Source organism: Terriglobia bacterium (genome assembly GCA_020072565.1).
Taxonomy (GTDB): Bacteria; Acidobacteriota; UBA6911; order UBA6911; family UBA6911; genus JAFNAG01.
The window spans coordinates 83,105-100,051 of sequence record JAIQGI010000004.1 but is presented as its reverse complement, the minus strand read 5'-3'; the positions used below and the strand labels follow the sequence as shown (position 1 = coordinate 100,051).

Genomic DNA, 16,947 nt, shown 5'->3' with positions numbered 1-16,947 from the left:
ATTATGCTCCAAGGATATTGATCACGTCTTCAGTCAGAGTGTCGATGAGGCTGATGAATCGGGCGCTGGCCTCAAAGGCCTTCTGGTAACGCATCAGGTTGATGGCCTCCTCATCCAGGCTGACGCCGGAAGCGGCATCCCGCTGATTTTGCAGCTGTGCAACCAGATGATCCTGGGTCGCAAGTCCGTCCACGCTGTTTTGCGTATCTATTCCTATCTGGAAAATGAGGTTGGAGTAAGCCTGGCTCACGGTCGCGCTGTTTCCTGACAAGAGCAATCGGTTCTGGATGTCTGCAAGGCTTTGCGCGTTGGTGTTGGACCCCGGCCCGCCACCGGCGCCGGCGGCGGCAATCTTGTCGGTATCGATGATCGCAACATTGATGGCGCGCGCAGCCCCGAGATTGGAGCCCGGCGTCACCGGCACAAATGGGACAAAGAAATCGCCCCCGGCATTACCATTGAGATCGGATCCCAACGCATGCTGCTGGTTCACGCTCCCGATGATGGTAGCCGCCATGTCATCGAGTGCCGTCAGGTAGGAAGGCAAGTTCGTATCACGCACTTTGAGCTGACCGCCGAGCTTGCCGGACTGAATTGTGGCAGTGATGTCCGCGCCGCCGGCGTGAATCTCAAGCAGACTGCTGGCAGGAGACGTTACGGCCTGCCAGGGATTGCTTTGGTTCCCGGCGACCAGGAGGGCTCCCTGGCGCGTCGTGATCGTGAGACTCCCGGAGTCGTTTTCGAAATAGGATATGTCGACAAGCCCCGCCAGGCGGTCCACCAGTTGCTGTCGCTGATCAACCAGGTTATTTTCGTTTGCCAGGGCACCGCGGGCAGCTTCAACCTCGACGTTCAGCCTGGCGATATTCGCTGAAACTGAGTTGATCTCGGCAACCGTAGCCGAGATGGCCTGATCTTGCTGCGACTGCACCGCCTGCACCTGCGCGTAGAGATCACGAAACCGAGAGCCCAACTGTTCGCCGCGCGCCAGGACCTGTTGCCGCAGCGTTGCATCCTCGGGCGCATTGGCCAGCGAGCTGAAACTGTTGAAGAAACCGGTAATTGTCGATTGGAGCCCCGAACCGCTGCTCTCGTTGAAAAGAGCCTCGATCTGCTGCAACGCTGAAGAGGACGCATCATACTCGCCCTGGTGCTGAAGCTCATCGTTGACGCGATGGTCGAGAAGCCGCGAGCGGTAGGATTGGATTGAGGCCAGCTGCACACCGGAACCATTCTGGTATGTGTACTGCAGCACCGCGGCGCCGGGCACGAACTCGGCCCGCTGGCGCGCGTAGCCGGGTGTGTTTACGTTGGCGATGTTGTTCTGGGTGACGTCGAGGCCCATCTGCTGGGCAAGGAGGGCCTGGCGGGCAATTCCCAAGCTGCCGAAAAGTGAAGACATGATGAAAATCTCCAGCCTTCCTCGACAGGAACGGCCGAAAGGTGAAACAGCCTCTGATGGGCAGAGGAAACCCTTCACCCTGTCGAAATCCCGCGGCTACGCCTTGTCGGAGATCGTGTTGGCCACGGCGGAGTAGGGCTTGAACAATCCCGTGCTTTGATAGGAACTGGTGGCATTGGAGATGAAGTCGAGGAGACCGTGGGAATAATGGAGCGAGTTTTCGACCAGCTTGCGGTTCCGCTGGTTGACGCTCTTGAGCTGGTCCACCATGTGCTTGAACAGCGTCGATTGCGACCTGATCTCGGCAGCCACAGATTGTTCAACACCGTCGGCAAGTTTCAACAGAGTAAACTCTTCGCGCGCGATGTGAAGCGCCTGGCACAACTGCTGGCAGAGCCGCGCCACTTCATTCTCCAACAGCCGCAGCTTGACATTGAAAGTCTCATCGATTTTGTTGCTCTCCAGAATCGCTTCCAGGGGACCGCGCACCAGAAGCGCGGTCTTCCTGCGCGCATGATCGATAAGATCACGGTAGAGCGCGATCTCTTCCCGGACTATGTTCATCAAAGCGGCGATTTGCTCTTCCATCGCTCAAATCCTGAGGTCGATGTGATTCCCGGCTGCGGGCGCATCCGCGGCCGATTCCTCCGCAACTTCATCCGCGACCACGTCGGCGCTGTCCCCGACGTGCCCCTGGTGCTTCTTGGAGTGTCGCCCCTGGTACGGCTCCTCCCGGGCACCGCGATCCAGAAAGTGGCGCGAAACGGGATTAACTCTTCCGAAGTCGTCAGCCATGGCGACCTCCAGGAGCGGCTAGCTAGAAAATCTGGTCGATCAAACTACCGCCCAAGATTTTTTCAGCAACCTGTTCGGCTTTCACGTTGTACGTCCCGTTTTCGATCGAACGCCGAACTCGTTCAACCAAACCCTCTCGCACATCCGGTGTGGAGCGGATCAATTCATCAATATGCTGAATCTCGCGACTGCGAACCGAAAGTTCGACCCGGTCCGGATCGGCGGCAACCGATCCACGATCAACTTTCTGCTGGCGCTGTGCCTGCTGATCCTGGAGTTCGAGCCTGTTCGTTCTTGTTCCCAGGTCGATCAGGGGGGATTTGCCGTTAATTTCCATAGTGTCCTCAAGAGTGTACCCTTCTCGAGCGCTATATCGTCCTCTTGAATGTAACACTTTAGGGCTTCCTGACTTAGCCTCCGAGTCCCAAATCGGGAAAAGGGGAAATTCTGACCTTCCTCACCACGCTTTTGCGTTCATTGCGGTGATCCCGGAAAACTGGACTGCCCCCTGTTCCCTCACTCAGGCAACAACGGTTTCGGATCGATCCGATCCCCGTAACGGCTCACCTCGAAATGGAGGTGCGGCCCCGTTGACCGGCCGGTGTTGCCCACAGTGCCCAGAACCTGCTCTGTCTGCAGCAAATCCCCGGCGCTCACCAGGAGCTTGCCGAGGTGGGCATAGCGGGTCTCGAATCCGCCTGGATGCTGGACCACAACGGTATTGCCGTAACCCTTCTCATATCCGGAAAAAACCACCTGCCCGGCGCAGGCAGCGCGCACTTCCAAGCCTTCAGGAGCGGCGATGTCCACCCCCCGGTGCATGCGCATCTCGTGGGTAAAGGGATCCTTGCGGATGCCGAAGGACGAGGAAAAATGCGCCTGAACGGGCATGCGGAAATCAGGGACCTCGTCCAACCCGCCGCTGTGGAGGCCTGGCCCGGAGGCAGGCGACAGCCTCGGAGCAGACTCATGTTCTGTACCCGGCCCCGCGGCCGGCGCCTGTCCTGATAGTTTGCGGACCAGAATATCCGAAATACCCAGAGCGCCCCTCGCAGCCAGACTTCGGGCTACCTCCTGATCAAAAAGCTCGGTATAGGTGCTCTCTCCCAGGCCTTTCTCGCTGAGGCCCGAATCCTCAATGGTCTCGCGCATCACATTCAGCAGATAGTTAAGGAACAGAGCCTCGAATTCCTTTGCCGCCGACCGCAGCCGGGCGGCATCGTCACCGGTCCCGCTTGCCTTCTTTTGCGCAGGCGACAGGGTCGAGCGGTCAAGAGCATCCATGCCCGCGTGGTTCAACAAGCGGGCAGCCAGCGCATCCTGCATCCCCGGCCTCCTTTCCGCGGTCGTGTCGATGTCAGAGACCACGTGTTCATCAGATAATCTCCAGCTCCGCCTGAAGTGCCCCCGACGCCTTGATTGCCTGGAGGATTGCGATGATGTCCCGCGGCGAAGCGCCGATCGAGTTCAACGCGCGCACGACCTCCTCGACGCTGGCTCCATCCCGAAGGGCTACCGCTTTGGCCTTCTCCTCCTGCGCTGCGACCGTCGTCTGGGGAACCACGGTCGTCTTGCCCCCTGACAGGGGGGCGGGCTGGGAAACGTCCAGGATGGTACCCACCTGGAGGGAAAGGCTCCCGTGAATGATCGAGACCGAGGAAATCTTCACTTCCTTGCCGAGGACAATGGTGCCGGTGCGTTCATTGAGCACGACACGGGCGGGGGAATCCACATCCATCCTGGCGTTTTCTACCAGGGCCATGAATTCCACGACACGATTGGTATACTCCTCGGGAACCTTGATCGAAATCGTGCGGCCGTCCCGAGCCGCAGCCACCTGCCTTCCGACCGAATCGTTGATTACGTGCTCGGCCCGGCTGGCGCTGGTGAAGTCGCTGTCGTGCAGCACGAGCGTCAGCTGGGTTTTGCCGACAAGGTCAACCTCCACTTCTTTTTCGACCAGTCCGCCATTGGGAATCCTCCCGACGGTAGGATGGTTGGTCTGCACCCGGCTTCCTCCGGCGCTCGCGCTGAAACCGCCGAGGGCGAGCTGTCCCTGGGCTACCACGTAGGTGTCGCTGTTGACCGCTTTGAGCGGCGTCATGATGAGCACGCCCCCCTGGATGTTCTCGGCATCGCCGATCGAACTGACCGTGACATCGATGCGGCTCCCCTTCCGTACAAAGGGGGGCAGGATCGCCGTGACCATCACCGCCGCAATGTTCTTGACCCGGATCTGGTCGGGTAAGACAGTGATGCCGCTTCGCTCGAGCATGTTCGTGAGCGTCTGAGTGGAAAAGAACGTCTGGCGCCGGTCCCCGGTGCCATTGAGGCCGACAACCAGTCCGTAACCCACAAGCTGGTTGTCACGCACTCCTTCAAATGACGCGATGTCTTTGATGCGGCTGGCGCCGGGCACCTGGGAATACAGGGCCGGAGACAGAAGGAGCACGAACAGAAAGCCGGTGGCACAAAAACGCTTCATGTCGCCCTCGTCCTAGAAGGGTAGAACCCCATTCAATATTCGATAAAGCCAGCCCGGTTTCAGGGGTTGACTCACAATCCCTCGGCCCTGTACCCGGATTTCCATCTGGGCAATTGCGCCGGAGGAGACTACGTTCCGGGCATTGATATCTTCGGGACGGACAATCCCGGTGAGGTAGATGGTCTGGTTCTCGTTGTTGAGGCGAACCTCCCGCACCCCTTCGATCAGGAGATAACCGTTGGGCAAAACTCCCTTAACACGGGCGGTGACCGTGGTCGTGAGCGTGGTGGCGCGTGTGGTCGAACCCGCACCTTTGAAAGTCGTGGTGCTCTTGCCGTTGACGGCGTTGGAGAGTTCTTTGATCTTCTTTTCGGCGCCGAACAGATTGCTGAATCCTACCTGGGCAGAGCTGTCTTTGTTGCTCGTCGCATCCGCGGCGGAGTTGGCCTGAGTGGCTTCGGAGACGACAATGGTCACCACATCGTTCACCTGGCGCGCCTTGAAGTCGCGGAACAGGTTCGAGTATGATCCCTGCCCCAGCCACAATGAACCATCGCCGGCCTGTTGGGCCGGAGCCCCCGCGTTCGCCTCGGCAACGTAGCTGCCCAGGCTGCCGGCAGCGGTCGTCCGCACCGTCTTCGGCCCACAAGCTGCCGCCAGGATTGCAAGGAGTAAAACCGACAAGAACCGGCAACGAAGCTTTCCACAATCTGAATACATGCTCACCCCCTAATTCGCGACCCGCACTTCGCCCTGGCCCGTAACCACGGCCGTAATCGCACGATCGGAATCGATGTTCCTGACCTTGACCCGGTCTCCCAACTTGCCGCTCTGGAGGGCGCGTGCGAGAGTCGTGACGCTGATGCCGTTGATCTGCACCAGCAGTCTCACCGTCTCTCCGCTGCGAACAAGCCTGACCTCATCCACCCAGTTCCGGCTGAGAAGTTCTCCCGGCCCGAGCGCGCGTTTGGCCGTCTTACCCACCGCTTCGGCAAAGGTGCGGATATAGTCGGCGCGCGGGTCCGCGATTTCGCACATGACTTCCCGGAGGTCGTCGGCCTTCAGCACACTTCGATACGGTACCGGTTTCGCCACCTGGACTACCTGAGCGCGCACGCGCACATCCGCCTTGACCCAAAAGGTCCGGATGGGCTGTCCATCGAAGACCGCCTCGACAGACAGCAGCGTGCTTCTGAAATTCGCGGGCGTCCCCCGGCTGGCGACACGCAGCTGAATATCGACCTGGGGCAGCGCGATCATCTTCAGGTTGTCGATGGCGCGGACCTCGATTTCATCCTCCCGCCACGGAGTTACCGAGGCCAGATGTGCCTTCACGACGGCGGCGATTTCCCCGGCCTCCGCCGTGCGCGTCGCGATGGAGACCCGGGTGAAGTCAGCCCCGGTCATCAGAACATCATCAGGATTCGGGATCTCACTCCGGATCAGGGAAAGGACTTCCAAGCGGCTCAAAACACGCACATCCTTGATGGAGCCCAGCGGCATCCGGGCCAACTGCGTGACGAGCGTTTCCTCTGCCCCACTCAGGTCGGCGATGTCGGCAAGGACCAGCGCGGTGCTCTTCACCGTCGCCTGCGGCCGCAATCGCACGGTGCAGGACGCGGCAGGCGCATTTGCTGAAACGATCCGAACACAGGCCAGGAGCGCAAATAGAGCGGCGCCAGCGGCCAGCAAGCTTCGAACTCTCCCCTCAACCACGGGACGGCAGAACACAGTTTCAGGCAGCAAGGGACGAGCCGGAAGCCGCCGAGACGCGCTCGACGGGCTCCCCGGGCCCGATGGGAATAGAGTGTTGAAGTGACCATCTCTCCGGCCACAGCTTGCGCCAGAGGCAGTCCGAATCGATGGTCGGAGTGCAGAACAGGCAGGGCGTGGTCCGAGGAGAGGGTTCGGAGCTTGCATGGTTCCGGCTTTTACCTCACGACATTGTTAGCTTGAGAGAACATTTCATCAGCGGTCCGGATGACCTTGGAGTTCGCTTCGTAAGCCCGCTGGCTCACGATCATGGCGACCATCTCTTGCACGACGCTCACATTGGATTGTTCAATGAAACCGGAGAGCAGTGTCCCCAGCCCGTCCTCGCCGGGTGTGCCCGTGATGGCGTCACCCGATGCCTGGGTCGGGGTAAAAAGGTTTTTGCCGAGGCTTTGGAGCCCGGCAGGATTCTGAAAAAGTGCGATCTCGATCTTGCCGACCTGTTGCGGCTGCGTCTGGCCCGCCTGGACGACGGAGACGGTGCCATCCGCCCCGATCATGATGCCAACCTGATCCTGCGGAATGGTGATCTGGGGATCGAGCAGATCGCCATCGGAGGTGACGAGCGAACCCTCTCGATTCATGTGAAAATTGCCGTTGCGCGTATAGGCCAGCTGGCCGTTTGGCAGACGCACCTGGAAAAATCCCTGTCCCTCGATGACCAGATCGAGAGGGTTGTTGGTAGACGAAAAGTCTCCCTGGGTGAATATCATCTCCGTGGCGACCGGCTTGGTTCCAAGCCCGATCTGCAAGCCGACCGGAATCTCCGTACTGGCGGTATTCGACGTGCCTGCGTTGCGGACGTCCTGATACAGCAGGTCCTGAAACTGGGTCCGGCGCTGCTTGAAGCCGCCGGTATTGACGTTGGCAAGATTGTGCGCAATTGTGTCGATGTTGAGCTGTTGCGCTTCCATTCCGCTCGCGGCGGTGTACAGGGCACGTAACATAGGTTCTCCTAGCGTGAGAGTCTTTCGATCGCCTTGGCGTCCATATCGTTAAACATCAGGCTGATGCTCTTCTGAATGGCCTCAAAATGGCGCAGAATCTCCACCATGCGCACGGTAGCCAGCACCGGATTGACATTCGACTGCTCCTGATACCCTTGTCTGACAGTCACTCCCGACGCAGGCCTGGCAACCAGGTCGCGTTGGGCAGGCACGAACAGCGAGCTGCCTTCGCTGAGAAGCGAGGCCGGATTGTCGAAGGATGCGAGTTTGAGACGGTCGGTGCGCGTGCCGTCGACGAGGATCTCGCCGTCCTCGTTGATGTTCACTTTCCCGGGACTGAGTACGATGCGCCCGCGCTCGCCGAGGACGGGGAATCCCTCCGATGTACACAGCACCGATCTGGCGTCGGTGGTCAGATTGCCGTTGCGCGTATAGCGCAGGCCGCCTGGCGTCTCAACAGTCAGAAAGCCGTTGCCCGTGAGGGCCAGATCCAGGTCCCGGTCCGTTTTGACCAGATTACCACTGCTGAAATTCGTTGCGCTCTCGGTCAAGACGGCATTGTTGATGGCGGCATCGAGCGCCGGTGCGTCGGGCGATCCCAGCGCCAGGTTCAAGGCGGTAGAGAAGGACTTCTGTTCCTTGAACCCGGTTGTATTGACGTTGGCCAGGTTGTTCGCCAGCGTGTCCAGCGTATCCATCTGAGCCTTTAGTCCGGAGTAGGCTATATATATGCCGCTATGCACGTCTCATCTCCTGTGCTCCCCGCCGGAAGCCGCGTCTTATCGGTGTCGCCACCAGAGCAGTAGCAAATTCCGTGCCATGGGTCTGAATCCCGAAATCGCCTGTTTTCACTGCCATTCGCCATCGCCCGGGCCGGAAAAGCGTCAAGGTTCCGACAGGAACTGGCAGAATTTTCCTACCCGGCTGGGCAACTTTGGAATATGCACGCTCGCCTGCAGATCCGGTCAGGGCTGCCGCGCTCCGTAGCTCACGTCCCGATCCGGCAGTCCTATGCCCGCGCATATCCTCTGAGCACGCCATGAGCCGGTTCCGTCGGGGTCTTGGCATCTACATACTTGCGCAGGCTCAAGATCAGCTCCGCCTCACCCCGGGGCATATTAAGGCGGCGGGCGATCTCGTCGACGGCAACGCCTTTGCGGGCGAGCGTTAGAACCTGATGCCTGCGTTCCAAGGGAGGCGGCACATCCGACGAGGGCACCGACAGGTCAAGCACCTTTTCCTCGACGTCATTGAGGTCGCGGCAGAGCCTGCGATAGATATCCGCCTGCAATTCAACCACCTGGGCCAAATCCTCGGAAACCCGTGCCACCTCTTCACTGAGGGCTTGAAAGCGACGCCGCCAGTGGCGCTGCAGGAGGTAGTACCCGCCTGCCGAGAGCAGTGCTGCCGCACTGAGCAGGCAAAGAAAACCGTCAAGCCAGTTCATAGATACCTCGGACCGCCCGTAGCGCGCCTCATGCGGGCGTGCGGCCGGGCAGCGTAGGAATCATGGTCTGCACTTCCGCAGCCATTCTGTTCAATGCCTGAGCCGTCAGCTTCAAATACGCAGCCGACAACTCGTGTTCCAGGATCAACGACTTGTCTTTTCGGAAACCCACTTCGAGGGCCACCATCATGGCGTCGGCCAGCGACGCGATGGCAGCCAGCCGGCAGTAGCCGGGCGCCTTGGCGAATTCGTGATGGTAAAGGATGCCTTCGACCAGCTGCGGAGGGAAATTCCATTTCAACGCCAGCAGTGCACCGAGGTCGGCATGTGAGAATCCGAAGGCCTGGAGCTCCGCTTCGCAGAAGTCGATCTGGCCACGATAGACATCGTTCAGAATCTCATGGTAGAGATGGCTCTGGTTCTTCAACATCACCATTTTCCCCATGTCGTGGAGCAAGCCGCAGGTGAAAGCCTCTTCCAGCACCGGATACCCGGTGTGCGCAGCAATGGCTTTGGCAGCAACCGCGGCCCCCCAGGAGTGCTCCCAGAACAATCTGGTCGTGAGGTCCCGGGCTGCTGCCGGGCCCATATGAAAGATCTGCTGCACCGACGCGGCGACAATGACGGAGCGGACCGTATCCAATCCCAGGATCGTAATCGCATGGGAGAGGGTGGAAACCTCCCTTTCGAAGCAGAACATCGCAGAGTTGACGATCTTCAGAATGCGCGCCGTCAAGGCCTGATCCTTGGCGATAACCGCTTGGAGCGCCCGCACGCTGACATCGGGATTGTCAATCAGTTGCATGGCGGTCATGGCATTGCCGGGAAACGCAGGCAGATCGCCGGCCTTTCGGGCGATCTCCTGGAGATTCAGCACCGATGTTTGTGTGGTGAAATTCTGGGTTTTTGACGACATCCCCGACTCCTGCCCCTGTGATGGGAGGGTCTTTAGTCCAGCCATTCCGGGATGGCGGCTTTACTCACGCCGGCTTCAGGGTATGGGATTGGTTTTCCACCGGCAGGCTCGGGCTGCAGCCCGCCCGCGCCGCACGGGTTTCCCATGATCGCGAGAACCATGGCGGCATCCTCCTACCCTAGCGACCGGATCCGGTCCGCAGTGCTCTCCACCTCAAGAACTTTCACCCCGTAATTGCCGTCGACCATGACCACCTCGCCTCGCGCAATCGGCTTTTCGTTGACGAGGACGGTGACAGGATCGTTGACCCCTTTTTCCAGTTCAATTACGGATCCGACACCAAGCTTGAGGATGTCGCGCAGTGGCAGCTGGGTCTCGCCGAATGAAACAGCAACTTCGAGCTCCACGTCGAGAATCAGGTCGATGTTCCATCGGGCCTGCGGCTTCTTGCCGGAGCCATTGGCGCCTCCGGGCAGGACACCGGACGCCGCCGATGTCTCATAATGAGGGAGCTGAGCATTAAGAGACGCCAGCAAGTCGCTATGCACAAGCAGCCGGATCTGGGAATCAGGGTGGCTTTCCACTCTCAGCTGAAGGGTAAGGCCGATGGCACTCGAGTAAGAGTCTGCCAGCGTCAGTAGCGCATCGTTGTGTCCGTCCGGAGGGACGGGCGTGGGTGCAGTGGCATGGATCGCCAGACCGCATGACTGCGCAAAACTCTTGCCGGCCGCTTCCAAACCGCCGGCAAAAAACTTCAGACAGGCATCCAGGGTCTCGGGCGCAATCGCCGTGTCCTCCGTACGCTCCCTGCCTGAAAGCAGCCCTCCGAGCCGGGCCAGATCTGTCTGGACCATGACGAGCAGTACGCAGCCGCTGATACCGGAGTCGAATCGGGTCTCCATGCCGGTCACGGCGGCTTTTAACAGCGTTCGCAAGGGAGTCGGCTCAATCGAGATGCAGGCCGCCATCGCCGAACTATGCAACGCGCTCCGGGCCGCCTCGGAAAAGCCCGCGGCCAGGGAGAGCGCCAGCGGCTCAAGAACTTTCTCTTGATCGGTCAGGTTGTAGAGCTTGGAGTTATTCACGAGTACACCTCAGGAAACATATCTGTGGGAAATCTCAAATGCGCGCTTGCCTCGGCTCATGACGAGCCGTCCATAGAACTTGGGCACGCCGCCGACGTTGAGCTGGATCGGGTCGCCCACCGCATGATTGAGCTGGATGACATCGCCTACACCCATGCTGAGGAGGTCTTCGACTACGAGCGCATGATCATGGATCTCGCTGGCCAGAGTTATGCGGGCGCTGCGCAGAATCTCGCTGATTCTCTCCGTCTCGCTCCCCTCCGAGTCAGGGCGACGGGTTCGCCGCTGCTGATCGAAAATCGCCCGGTTGCTCTTCAGTATCACGGAAGGTATGCACAGGTTGAGCCTCCCGGAGTTCTCGCCCACCTTGATTTCAAAACCGATGGCGACCACCGCCTCGCCGGGAGCGACGAGCTGCAGCATCTGCGGTTTGGTCTCCGTCGCTGCCAGCTGCGGATTCACCTCCAGAATCGGGCGCCAGGCTTCCTTCAGGTCGCGGAGCGCCAGCTTGATGATTCCTTCAACGACCTGCGTTTCGATTTCGGTGAGGGTTCGATTTTCCGCGGCCGGCTTCCCAGACCCGCCCAACAACATGTCGATGATCGGGAAAACCAGAGGAGGGCTGAGCTCCATGGCGAGGTTGCCGTGCAACGGGTGCAGCGAGAGCGCGCACAGGAGGGTGGGATCCGCCACGAGCTTGATGAATTCCAGGTAGGAAATCTGGTTGACCGAGTTCAGGGAGACCTCTGCCAGGGTACGGAGGTAGGCTGAGAGGGAGGAGGAGTATTGGCGCGCGAAGTTTGTGTGGAGCTGGTGAATGGAGCGAATCTGATCTTTGGCAATGCGATCGGACCGGCAAAAGTCATATTTGGAGACATTGCGCTCCACTACACTCCCCTTGTCGGTGGAATCCTCCAGCGCAGCCCCTTCCGAGGACATGGTCGAAAACAGCGCGTTGATTTCGTCTTGAGAGAGTATCTTCTCCATGCGCGGCTCCCTAAGCGTTGTCGTCCTGCTTGATTTTGCGCAGCTTGTTCCGCAATCGAAGCATTGCCTTGGTATGAAGCTGCGAGACGCGCGACTCGTTGACGCCCAGGACCTTGCCGATCTCCTTCATCGTGAGCTCGTCGTAGTAGTAGAGGGACACGACGAGTCTCTCCTTCTTCGGCAGGGCATCGATGGCACCCGAAAGCAGATTGCGGATCTCCGATTTGTGAAAGACGAAGAACGGGTCCAACTGCGGCGCGTCGGGGACGTACTTGATCAGTGGCTCGCTGTTGCGATCGTCCTCCTGCGATGCCATTTCATGAAAGCTCCCCAGGTTGAGTCCTTTGATCTGGTCCACGAGTTCAAAGAATTCTTCCAGCGTGATGCCCAACTCGTCGCAGACTTCTTTGTCCGAAGCGGGGCGTCCAAGACGCTGCTCGAGCTCTTTGTAGACTTTCTCAAGGTCTTTGCTGCGCTTGCGCAGCGACCGCGGCGCCCAGTCGAGGTTTCTCAAGCTGTCGAGAATGGCCCCCTTGACGCGCAGTTCGGCATAGGTCTTGAATTTTACACCACGCCCGGGATCGAACTTCTCGACGGCGTCGAGCAGGCCCAGGACACCCGCACTTACCAGATCGTTGAGTTCCACATGGGACGGGAGTTTGGCTGAGATCCGGTGCGCGATGTACTTGATCTGCGGCAGATGCTCCAGGATCAGCGCATCACGGCTCGCATCGTGTCGGATTGCCGCCTCGTAGGCTTTCACCTGACGTGCTGCTTCATGCATGGCATTTCCTCTGATGGGCAAGGCGTTGCCGCCATCGGCCGCCTTGCAGGCTATTCAAGGTTTAGAAACGTATATCCGCATTCGAGAAGACTTCAGTTGATCCAATGGTTGAGAAGCTTTTCCCACACAAACGTCTGCGCCGCCCCGGCGGATTCACTCTGCAGGGCAATCGCATGCGCAAGCTTTCGGAAGCACCGGCTGGCCGGGGCGCTCGGGTAGGAGTCTGTGACCAGAACCTGGCTGCGGACCGCCTTCACCACGTGCGGATCGCGCTCGACATGTCCCATATAGATCACCTCGCGGTTCAGGAATCTCCTGACCACGGAGTTGATCTGGCGAAATACATCCCGCGATTCGTCTTCGTCGGAAACCGAATTGATGAGAACCCGGATCGTCTTGCCCGGTTCCTCCGCCAGGATGATCTTTATGACAGCGTAAGCATCCACGATGGCAGTCGGCTCCGGTGAGCTGACCACCAAAACCTCGGGCGCGGCCAACAGGAAGTGGAGAACGTTGCTCGAAATGCCGGCTGCCGTGTCGATGAGGAGGTAATCCGCATCTCCTTCCAATTCGGTGAAACTCTGCACCAGATAGTTCCTCTGTTCGAGCGTCAGCTCCGACAGACACTGCAGCCCGGAGCTGGCCGGGATGACTCGAATGCCGTTCGGGCCTTCGACCATGATCTCCGTCAGCGTCTTTTTGCCGTACAACACATGGCCCAGGTGGAAGCGAGGGTTCAGACCCAGCAGAACATCGATGTTGGCGAGCCCGAAATCGGCATCCAAAACCACAACCCGCTTCCCCATCTCGGTCAGGCCGGCCGCGAGGTTCGCCACCACGTTGGTCTTCCCCACCCCGCCCTTGCCGCTGGTCACGGCCAGAATCCTGGTTTGGCAGCCCGGGCGTCGGCTGCGGTTAGCGGGTCTGCCCCGGGACAGGTCGGGCACGGCGGCGGGTTTATCTGCCTCGCTGCTCACGGTAGTGCTGGGACAATTCAGCTTGCGCATGCTCTTCAAGTGATGCTCCGAATCAATGGGCGTTGAGAACGATGTCCACGATCTGATCGCCGCGCACGGCATGGAGATCTTCGGGGACCCGCTGGCCGTCCGCAATGTAGGACAGGGGCTTCTGCGTGCGGACCAGTTCGTTGAAAATCGGCCCGAAGGTCGACGTTTCATCCAGCTTGGTAAAAAGCAAACAGTCGGGATTACAGACTCCGAAGCGATCGACGATCTCTCTCATGTCGAGGGGCTTGGTCGTCGCACTGAGCACGAGGTGGCGCTCGATCTCAGTCGACCGCTGCAGGAGTTGCATCAGGTCCTGCACCGCCGCCAGGTCGCGCTGGCTGCGTCCGGTGGTATCAATGAGGATGAAATCGCGCTGGGTGTGCTCGCGGATCGCTTGCGGCAGGTCGGAAGTCTGTGCCACAACACGGAACGGCAGGCCCGTGAGTCCTGCATAGGTCTTCAGTTGCTCGACGGCGCCGATGCGGTAGGTGTCTGTGGTCAGCAAGACGACTTTTTTCTTTTTTTCCAGCGCGAGGCATGCAGCCAGCTTTGCCGCCGCCGTGGTCTTGCCGACACCGGTGGGTCCCACAAAAGCAACCACTTTCCTGGACGGCAGCCCGTCGCCCGCAGCATCCGTACGAATCAGCCCCCGGGCAACATCGGTCACGGCCTTGGCAAGGGCAGGTTTCTGACCGCGTTCCTCGGGGGCAAGATTCAGCTGGGCCTCGTCGAGCAGTTTGTAGGCCAGCCACTCGTCGACCTCATTTGTCACCAGCGCCTGGTAGAGCTCATAAGCCGCCGCATCGGAGAACAGAGAGGCGGAAGGGATCGTCGGTCGAGCCAGTGAGTACAAGGCACGGCGCATTTCACTGTATTCTTTGTCAACCTTCGGCCCTGGTAGCCGGTGCTGAGCCTCCAGCGCCGCGGCGCCTGCCTGGGCGGCATCCTGATGAGTCGGGGCGAACAGATCGGCATCAGAATCGCTTCCAGTGTCGATGGCAGCCACAACCTCGACACCCGGCTTTGCGCGGAACCATGATGAGGACCGGGCGGGGGCCTCTTTGGTGGACAGGATCAGCCCATCGCTGCCGAACTCTTCCTTGACGCTTCGGAGGGCCTCTGCCATTGTCCTGGCATAGAAAGTCTTTATCTTCATCCTAGCTCACCATTCCTACCGAAGTGACGCGGACATTGGGCGGGATCTCGTTGTGTGACAGAATCGTGGCAGCCGGCAGGTAGCGCTCGATCAGCTGACGGACATACATGCGGACATTTGCCGAGCACAACAGAATGGGATTCTTGCTGCCGGCAACCGACTCCACGGTGCGTCGGATGCGCTGCATGAAGTCCTTGGCCAGCCGCGGCTCCAGCGCCAGATATGAGCCCTGTTCCGTGTGCACAATCGCATCTGCAATGCTCTTCTCGATTTCCGGGCTCACGGTGAAGACGATCAGATCGTTCTGTTCATTCTGGTACTGCCTGCAGATCGAGCGCGCCAGGGCCTGCCGGCAGTACTCTGTCAGGATATTGACGTTCTTGGTCATCGAGGCGTAATCGGCAAGCGTCTCGAAAATGCTCACAGCATCACGTATCGAGACGCGCTCCTTAAGTAGGTTCTGCAGGACTTTCTGAACTTCTCCGATCGAAAGCACCTTGGGCACCAGCTCTTCAACGACCTTGGGATGAGTTTCAGCGACCGCATCAAGGAGCGTTTTCGTTTCCTGCCGACCGAGCAGTTCATGTGCATGCGACTTGATAATCTCGGAGAGATGGGTCGCGAGAACCGTCGTGGGATCCACCACCGTGTAGCCGGCAAGCTGGGCCCGTTCGCGTTCCGCAGGCTTGATCCAGCGCGCTTCGAGTCCGAACGCAGGCTCCATAGTGGCCGTACCGCCGATGTCCTCATGCGCCGTGCCGGGATTGATCGCCAGACAGTGCTCCGGGAGCAATTCGCCGCGGGCAATCTCAACCCCCTTGAGCAGGATCGTGTAGGCGCGCGGTTCGAGCTGGAGGTTGTCGGTAATATGGATGGGCGGCACTACCACTCCCAGGTCAAGTGCGATCTGTCTGCGGATGGATTTGATGCGATTGAGGAAGTCGCCGCCCTGGTTGGCGTCGACATAGCGGATCAGAGCATAGCCGACTTCAAGGCCAAGAGGATCGACCTTGAGGAGTCGTTCGATGCGCTCCTTGGGCTTGTCCGCTTCTGCCTTCTCCGCCTTCTCCTTGTCGAAGATGAGTTGCTCACCGTCGCGGAGCCTCTTGGTCCGGTAAGCCATGAACCCCGCCAGTCCCGAAAGGAGGAAGAAAGGAAAAGACGGCAATCCCGGGATCAGCCCGAAGAAAAACAGGAAGCCGGAGCTGATGGCCACGGGCACGGGATTCTTGAACAGCTGGTGGACCACGTCTTCGCCCAGGTTCGACTCTGCGGCCGCCCGCGTGGTGATAATGCCCCCAGCAACCGATATGAGCAGCGAGGGGATGGCAGTGACCAGGCCGTCGCCGATGGTCAAAATGGTGAAACGCCTGGCCGCGTCCGCCAAAGGCATGTCGAACTGAAAGACTCCGATGAGCAGGCCACCCACGATGTTAATGGTGAGAATCAGCCCGCTTGCGATCGCGTCACGGCTGGTAAACCGGATGGCGCCATCCATGGCCCCATAAAACTCGGCCTCGTCGGCGATCAGCTCCCGCCGTAGGCGCGCTTCCCTCTCGTCGATGAGCCCCGCGTTCAAATCGGCGTCGATGCTCATCTGCTTGCCCGGCATGGCATCGAGTGTGAATCTGGCCGTAACCTCGGAGATGCGCACGGCGCCGTGATTGATCACTATGTATTGAATACCTATGAGAACCAGGAAGACTACGATGCCGACCAGATAGTTGCCGCCGACAACAAACTGGCCGAAGGCCTGGATTACCCGGCCCGCAGCATCCTCACCTTCCGAGCCGTGGAGCAGTATGAGACGGGTCGATGCCACGTTCAGCGCGAGCCGGAACAGAGTGATGATCAAAAGCAGGGAGGGAAAAACTGAAAAATTCACCGGCTGGAGTATATACATTGAAACCAGCACGACGATGATCGACACGGTGATGTTGAGGCTGATCAGCATGTCCAGAAGCAGGCGCGGCACAGGCAAGATCATCAGCAGCAGGATTCCCATCACCGAAATCGGGATGACCAGATGCACTTTGCCCAGGAGTTGGGGAATGTCTTGCTTCTGCGCGATGCTCGTCACCTTCACGTTCCTCCGGGCTCAAACTCCTTTGGTCTGATACAGGTCAGGCAACTTCCATGCCACGGTTTCCGCATCAACCGGTT

General features: G+C 59.4%; 18 protein-coding genes. All 18 read right to left on the bottom strand.

Going from position 1 to position 16,947, the window contains the following annotated elements:
• Window position 1: 1 nt before the first annotated feature.
• Complete coding sequence (gene flgK, locus LAP85_03560; GenBank protein MBZ5495455.1) at window positions 2-1,402, bottom strand: flagellar hook-associated protein FlgK; 1,401 nt, start codon at window positions 1,400-1,402, stop codon at window positions 2-4.
• A 96-nt stretch (window positions 1,403-1,498) separates the two neighbouring features.
• Window positions 1,499-1,990: a flagellar protein FlgN gene (locus LAP85_03555; protein ID MBZ5495454.1), complete on the bottom strand. Its 492-nt coding sequence runs from the start codon at window positions 1,988-1,990 to the stop codon at window positions 1,499-1,501.
• A 3-nt stretch (window positions 1,991-1,993) separates the two neighbouring features.
• A complete protein-coding gene (locus LAP85_03550) occupies window positions 1,994-2,197 on the bottom strand; it encodes a hypothetical protein (protein ID MBZ5495453.1) in 204 nt (67 codons plus the stop codon).
• Window positions 2,198-2,219: 22 nt separating this feature from the next.
• On the bottom strand, window positions 2,220-2,534 hold the full coding sequence (flgM, locus tag LAP85_03545; protein MBZ5495452.1) for a flagellar biosynthesis anti-sigma factor FlgM: 315 nt from the start codon (window positions 2,532-2,534) through the stop codon (window positions 2,220-2,222).
• Between the two features lie 179 nt (window positions 2,535-2,713).
• Window positions 2,714-3,523, bottom strand: a complete 810-nt coding sequence (locus LAP85_03540; protein MBZ5495451.1) for a peptidoglycan DD-metalloendopeptidase family protein — start codon at window positions 3,521-3,523, stop codon at window positions 2,714-2,716.
• Window positions 3,524-3,572: 49 nt separating this feature from the next.
• Complete coding sequence (locus LAP85_03535; GenBank protein ID MBZ5495450.1) at window positions 3,573-4,682, bottom strand: flagellar basal body P-ring protein FlgI; 1,110 nt, start codon at window positions 4,680-4,682, stop codon at window positions 3,573-3,575.
• 12 nt (window positions 4,683-4,694) lie between these two features.
• The gene (locus LAP85_03530; GenBank protein MBZ5495449.1) at window positions 4,695-5,402 is read right to left on the bottom strand and encodes a flagellar basal body L-ring protein FlgH; all 708 of its coding nucleotides are present in this window, start codon (window positions 5,400-5,402) and stop codon (window positions 4,695-4,697) included.
• Window positions 5,403-5,411: 9 nt separating this feature from the next.
• Window positions 5,412-6,266 (bottom strand): flagellar basal body P-ring formation chaperone FlgA, encoded by an 855-nt coding sequence (flgA, locus tag LAP85_03525; protein MBZ5495448.1) that lies wholly within the window; start codon window positions 6,264-6,266, stop codon window positions 5,412-5,414.
• Window positions 6,267-6,613: 347 nt separating this feature from the next.
• Window positions 6,614-7,402, bottom strand: coding sequence for a flagellar basal-body rod protein FlgG (flgG, locus tag LAP85_03520; protein ID MBZ5495447.1), 789 nt, complete (start codon window positions 7,400-7,402; stop codon window positions 6,614-6,616).
• 8 nt (window positions 7,403-7,410) lie between these two features.
• Window positions 7,411-8,145, bottom strand: coding sequence for a flagellar basal-body rod protein FlgF (gene flgF, locus LAP85_03515; protein MBZ5495446.1), 735 nt, complete (start codon window positions 8,143-8,145; stop codon window positions 7,411-7,413).
• A gap of 266 nt (window positions 8,146-8,411) precedes the next feature.
• Complete coding sequence (locus LAP85_03510; GenBank protein ID MBZ5495445.1) at window positions 8,412-8,849, bottom strand: DUF2802 domain-containing protein; 438 nt, start codon at window positions 8,847-8,849, stop codon at window positions 8,412-8,414.
• Window positions 8,850-8,877: 28 nt separating this feature from the next.
• A complete protein-coding gene (locus tag LAP85_03505) occupies window positions 8,878-9,765 on the bottom strand; it encodes an HDOD domain-containing protein (GenBank protein MBZ5495444.1) in 888 nt (295 codons plus the stop codon).
• 173 nt (window positions 9,766-9,938) lie between these two features.
• Window positions 9,939-10,850 carry a flagellar motor switch protein FliN gene (gene fliN, locus LAP85_03500; GenBank protein ID MBZ5495443.1) on the bottom strand — a complete coding sequence of 304 codons (912 nt, stop codon included), beginning with the start codon at window positions 10,848-10,850 and terminating at the stop codon, window positions 9,939-9,941.
• Window positions 10,851-10,859: 9 nt separating this feature from the next.
• Window positions 10,860-11,837 carry a flagellar motor switch protein FliM gene (fliM, locus tag LAP85_03495; protein MBZ5495442.1) on the bottom strand — a complete coding sequence of 326 codons (978 nt, stop codon included), beginning with the start codon at window positions 11,835-11,837 and terminating at the stop codon, window positions 10,860-10,862.
• 10 nt (window positions 11,838-11,847) lie between these two features.
• Window positions 11,848-12,621, bottom strand: coding sequence for a FliA/WhiG family RNA polymerase sigma factor (locus LAP85_03490; protein ID MBZ5495441.1), 774 nt, complete (start codon window positions 12,619-12,621; stop codon window positions 11,848-11,850).
• A gap of 92 nt (window positions 12,622-12,713) precedes the next feature.
• Window positions 12,714-13,637, bottom strand: a complete 924-nt coding sequence (locus LAP85_03485) for a MinD/ParA family protein (protein MBZ5495440.1) — start codon at window positions 13,635-13,637, stop codon at window positions 12,714-12,716.
• 13 nt (window positions 13,638-13,650) lie between these two features.
• A complete protein-coding gene (gene flhF / locus LAP85_03480; GenBank protein ID MBZ5495439.1) occupies window positions 13,651-14,784 on the bottom strand; it encodes a flagellar biosynthesis protein FlhF in 1,134 nt (377 codons plus the stop codon).
• Window position 14,785: 1 nt separating this feature from the next.
• Window positions 14,786-16,855: a flagellar biosynthesis protein FlhA gene (gene flhA, locus LAP85_03475; protein MBZ5495438.1), complete on the bottom strand. Its 2,070-nt coding sequence runs from the start codon at window positions 16,853-16,855 to the stop codon at window positions 14,786-14,788.
• Between the last annotated feature and the right edge of the window lie 92 nt (window positions 16,856-16,947).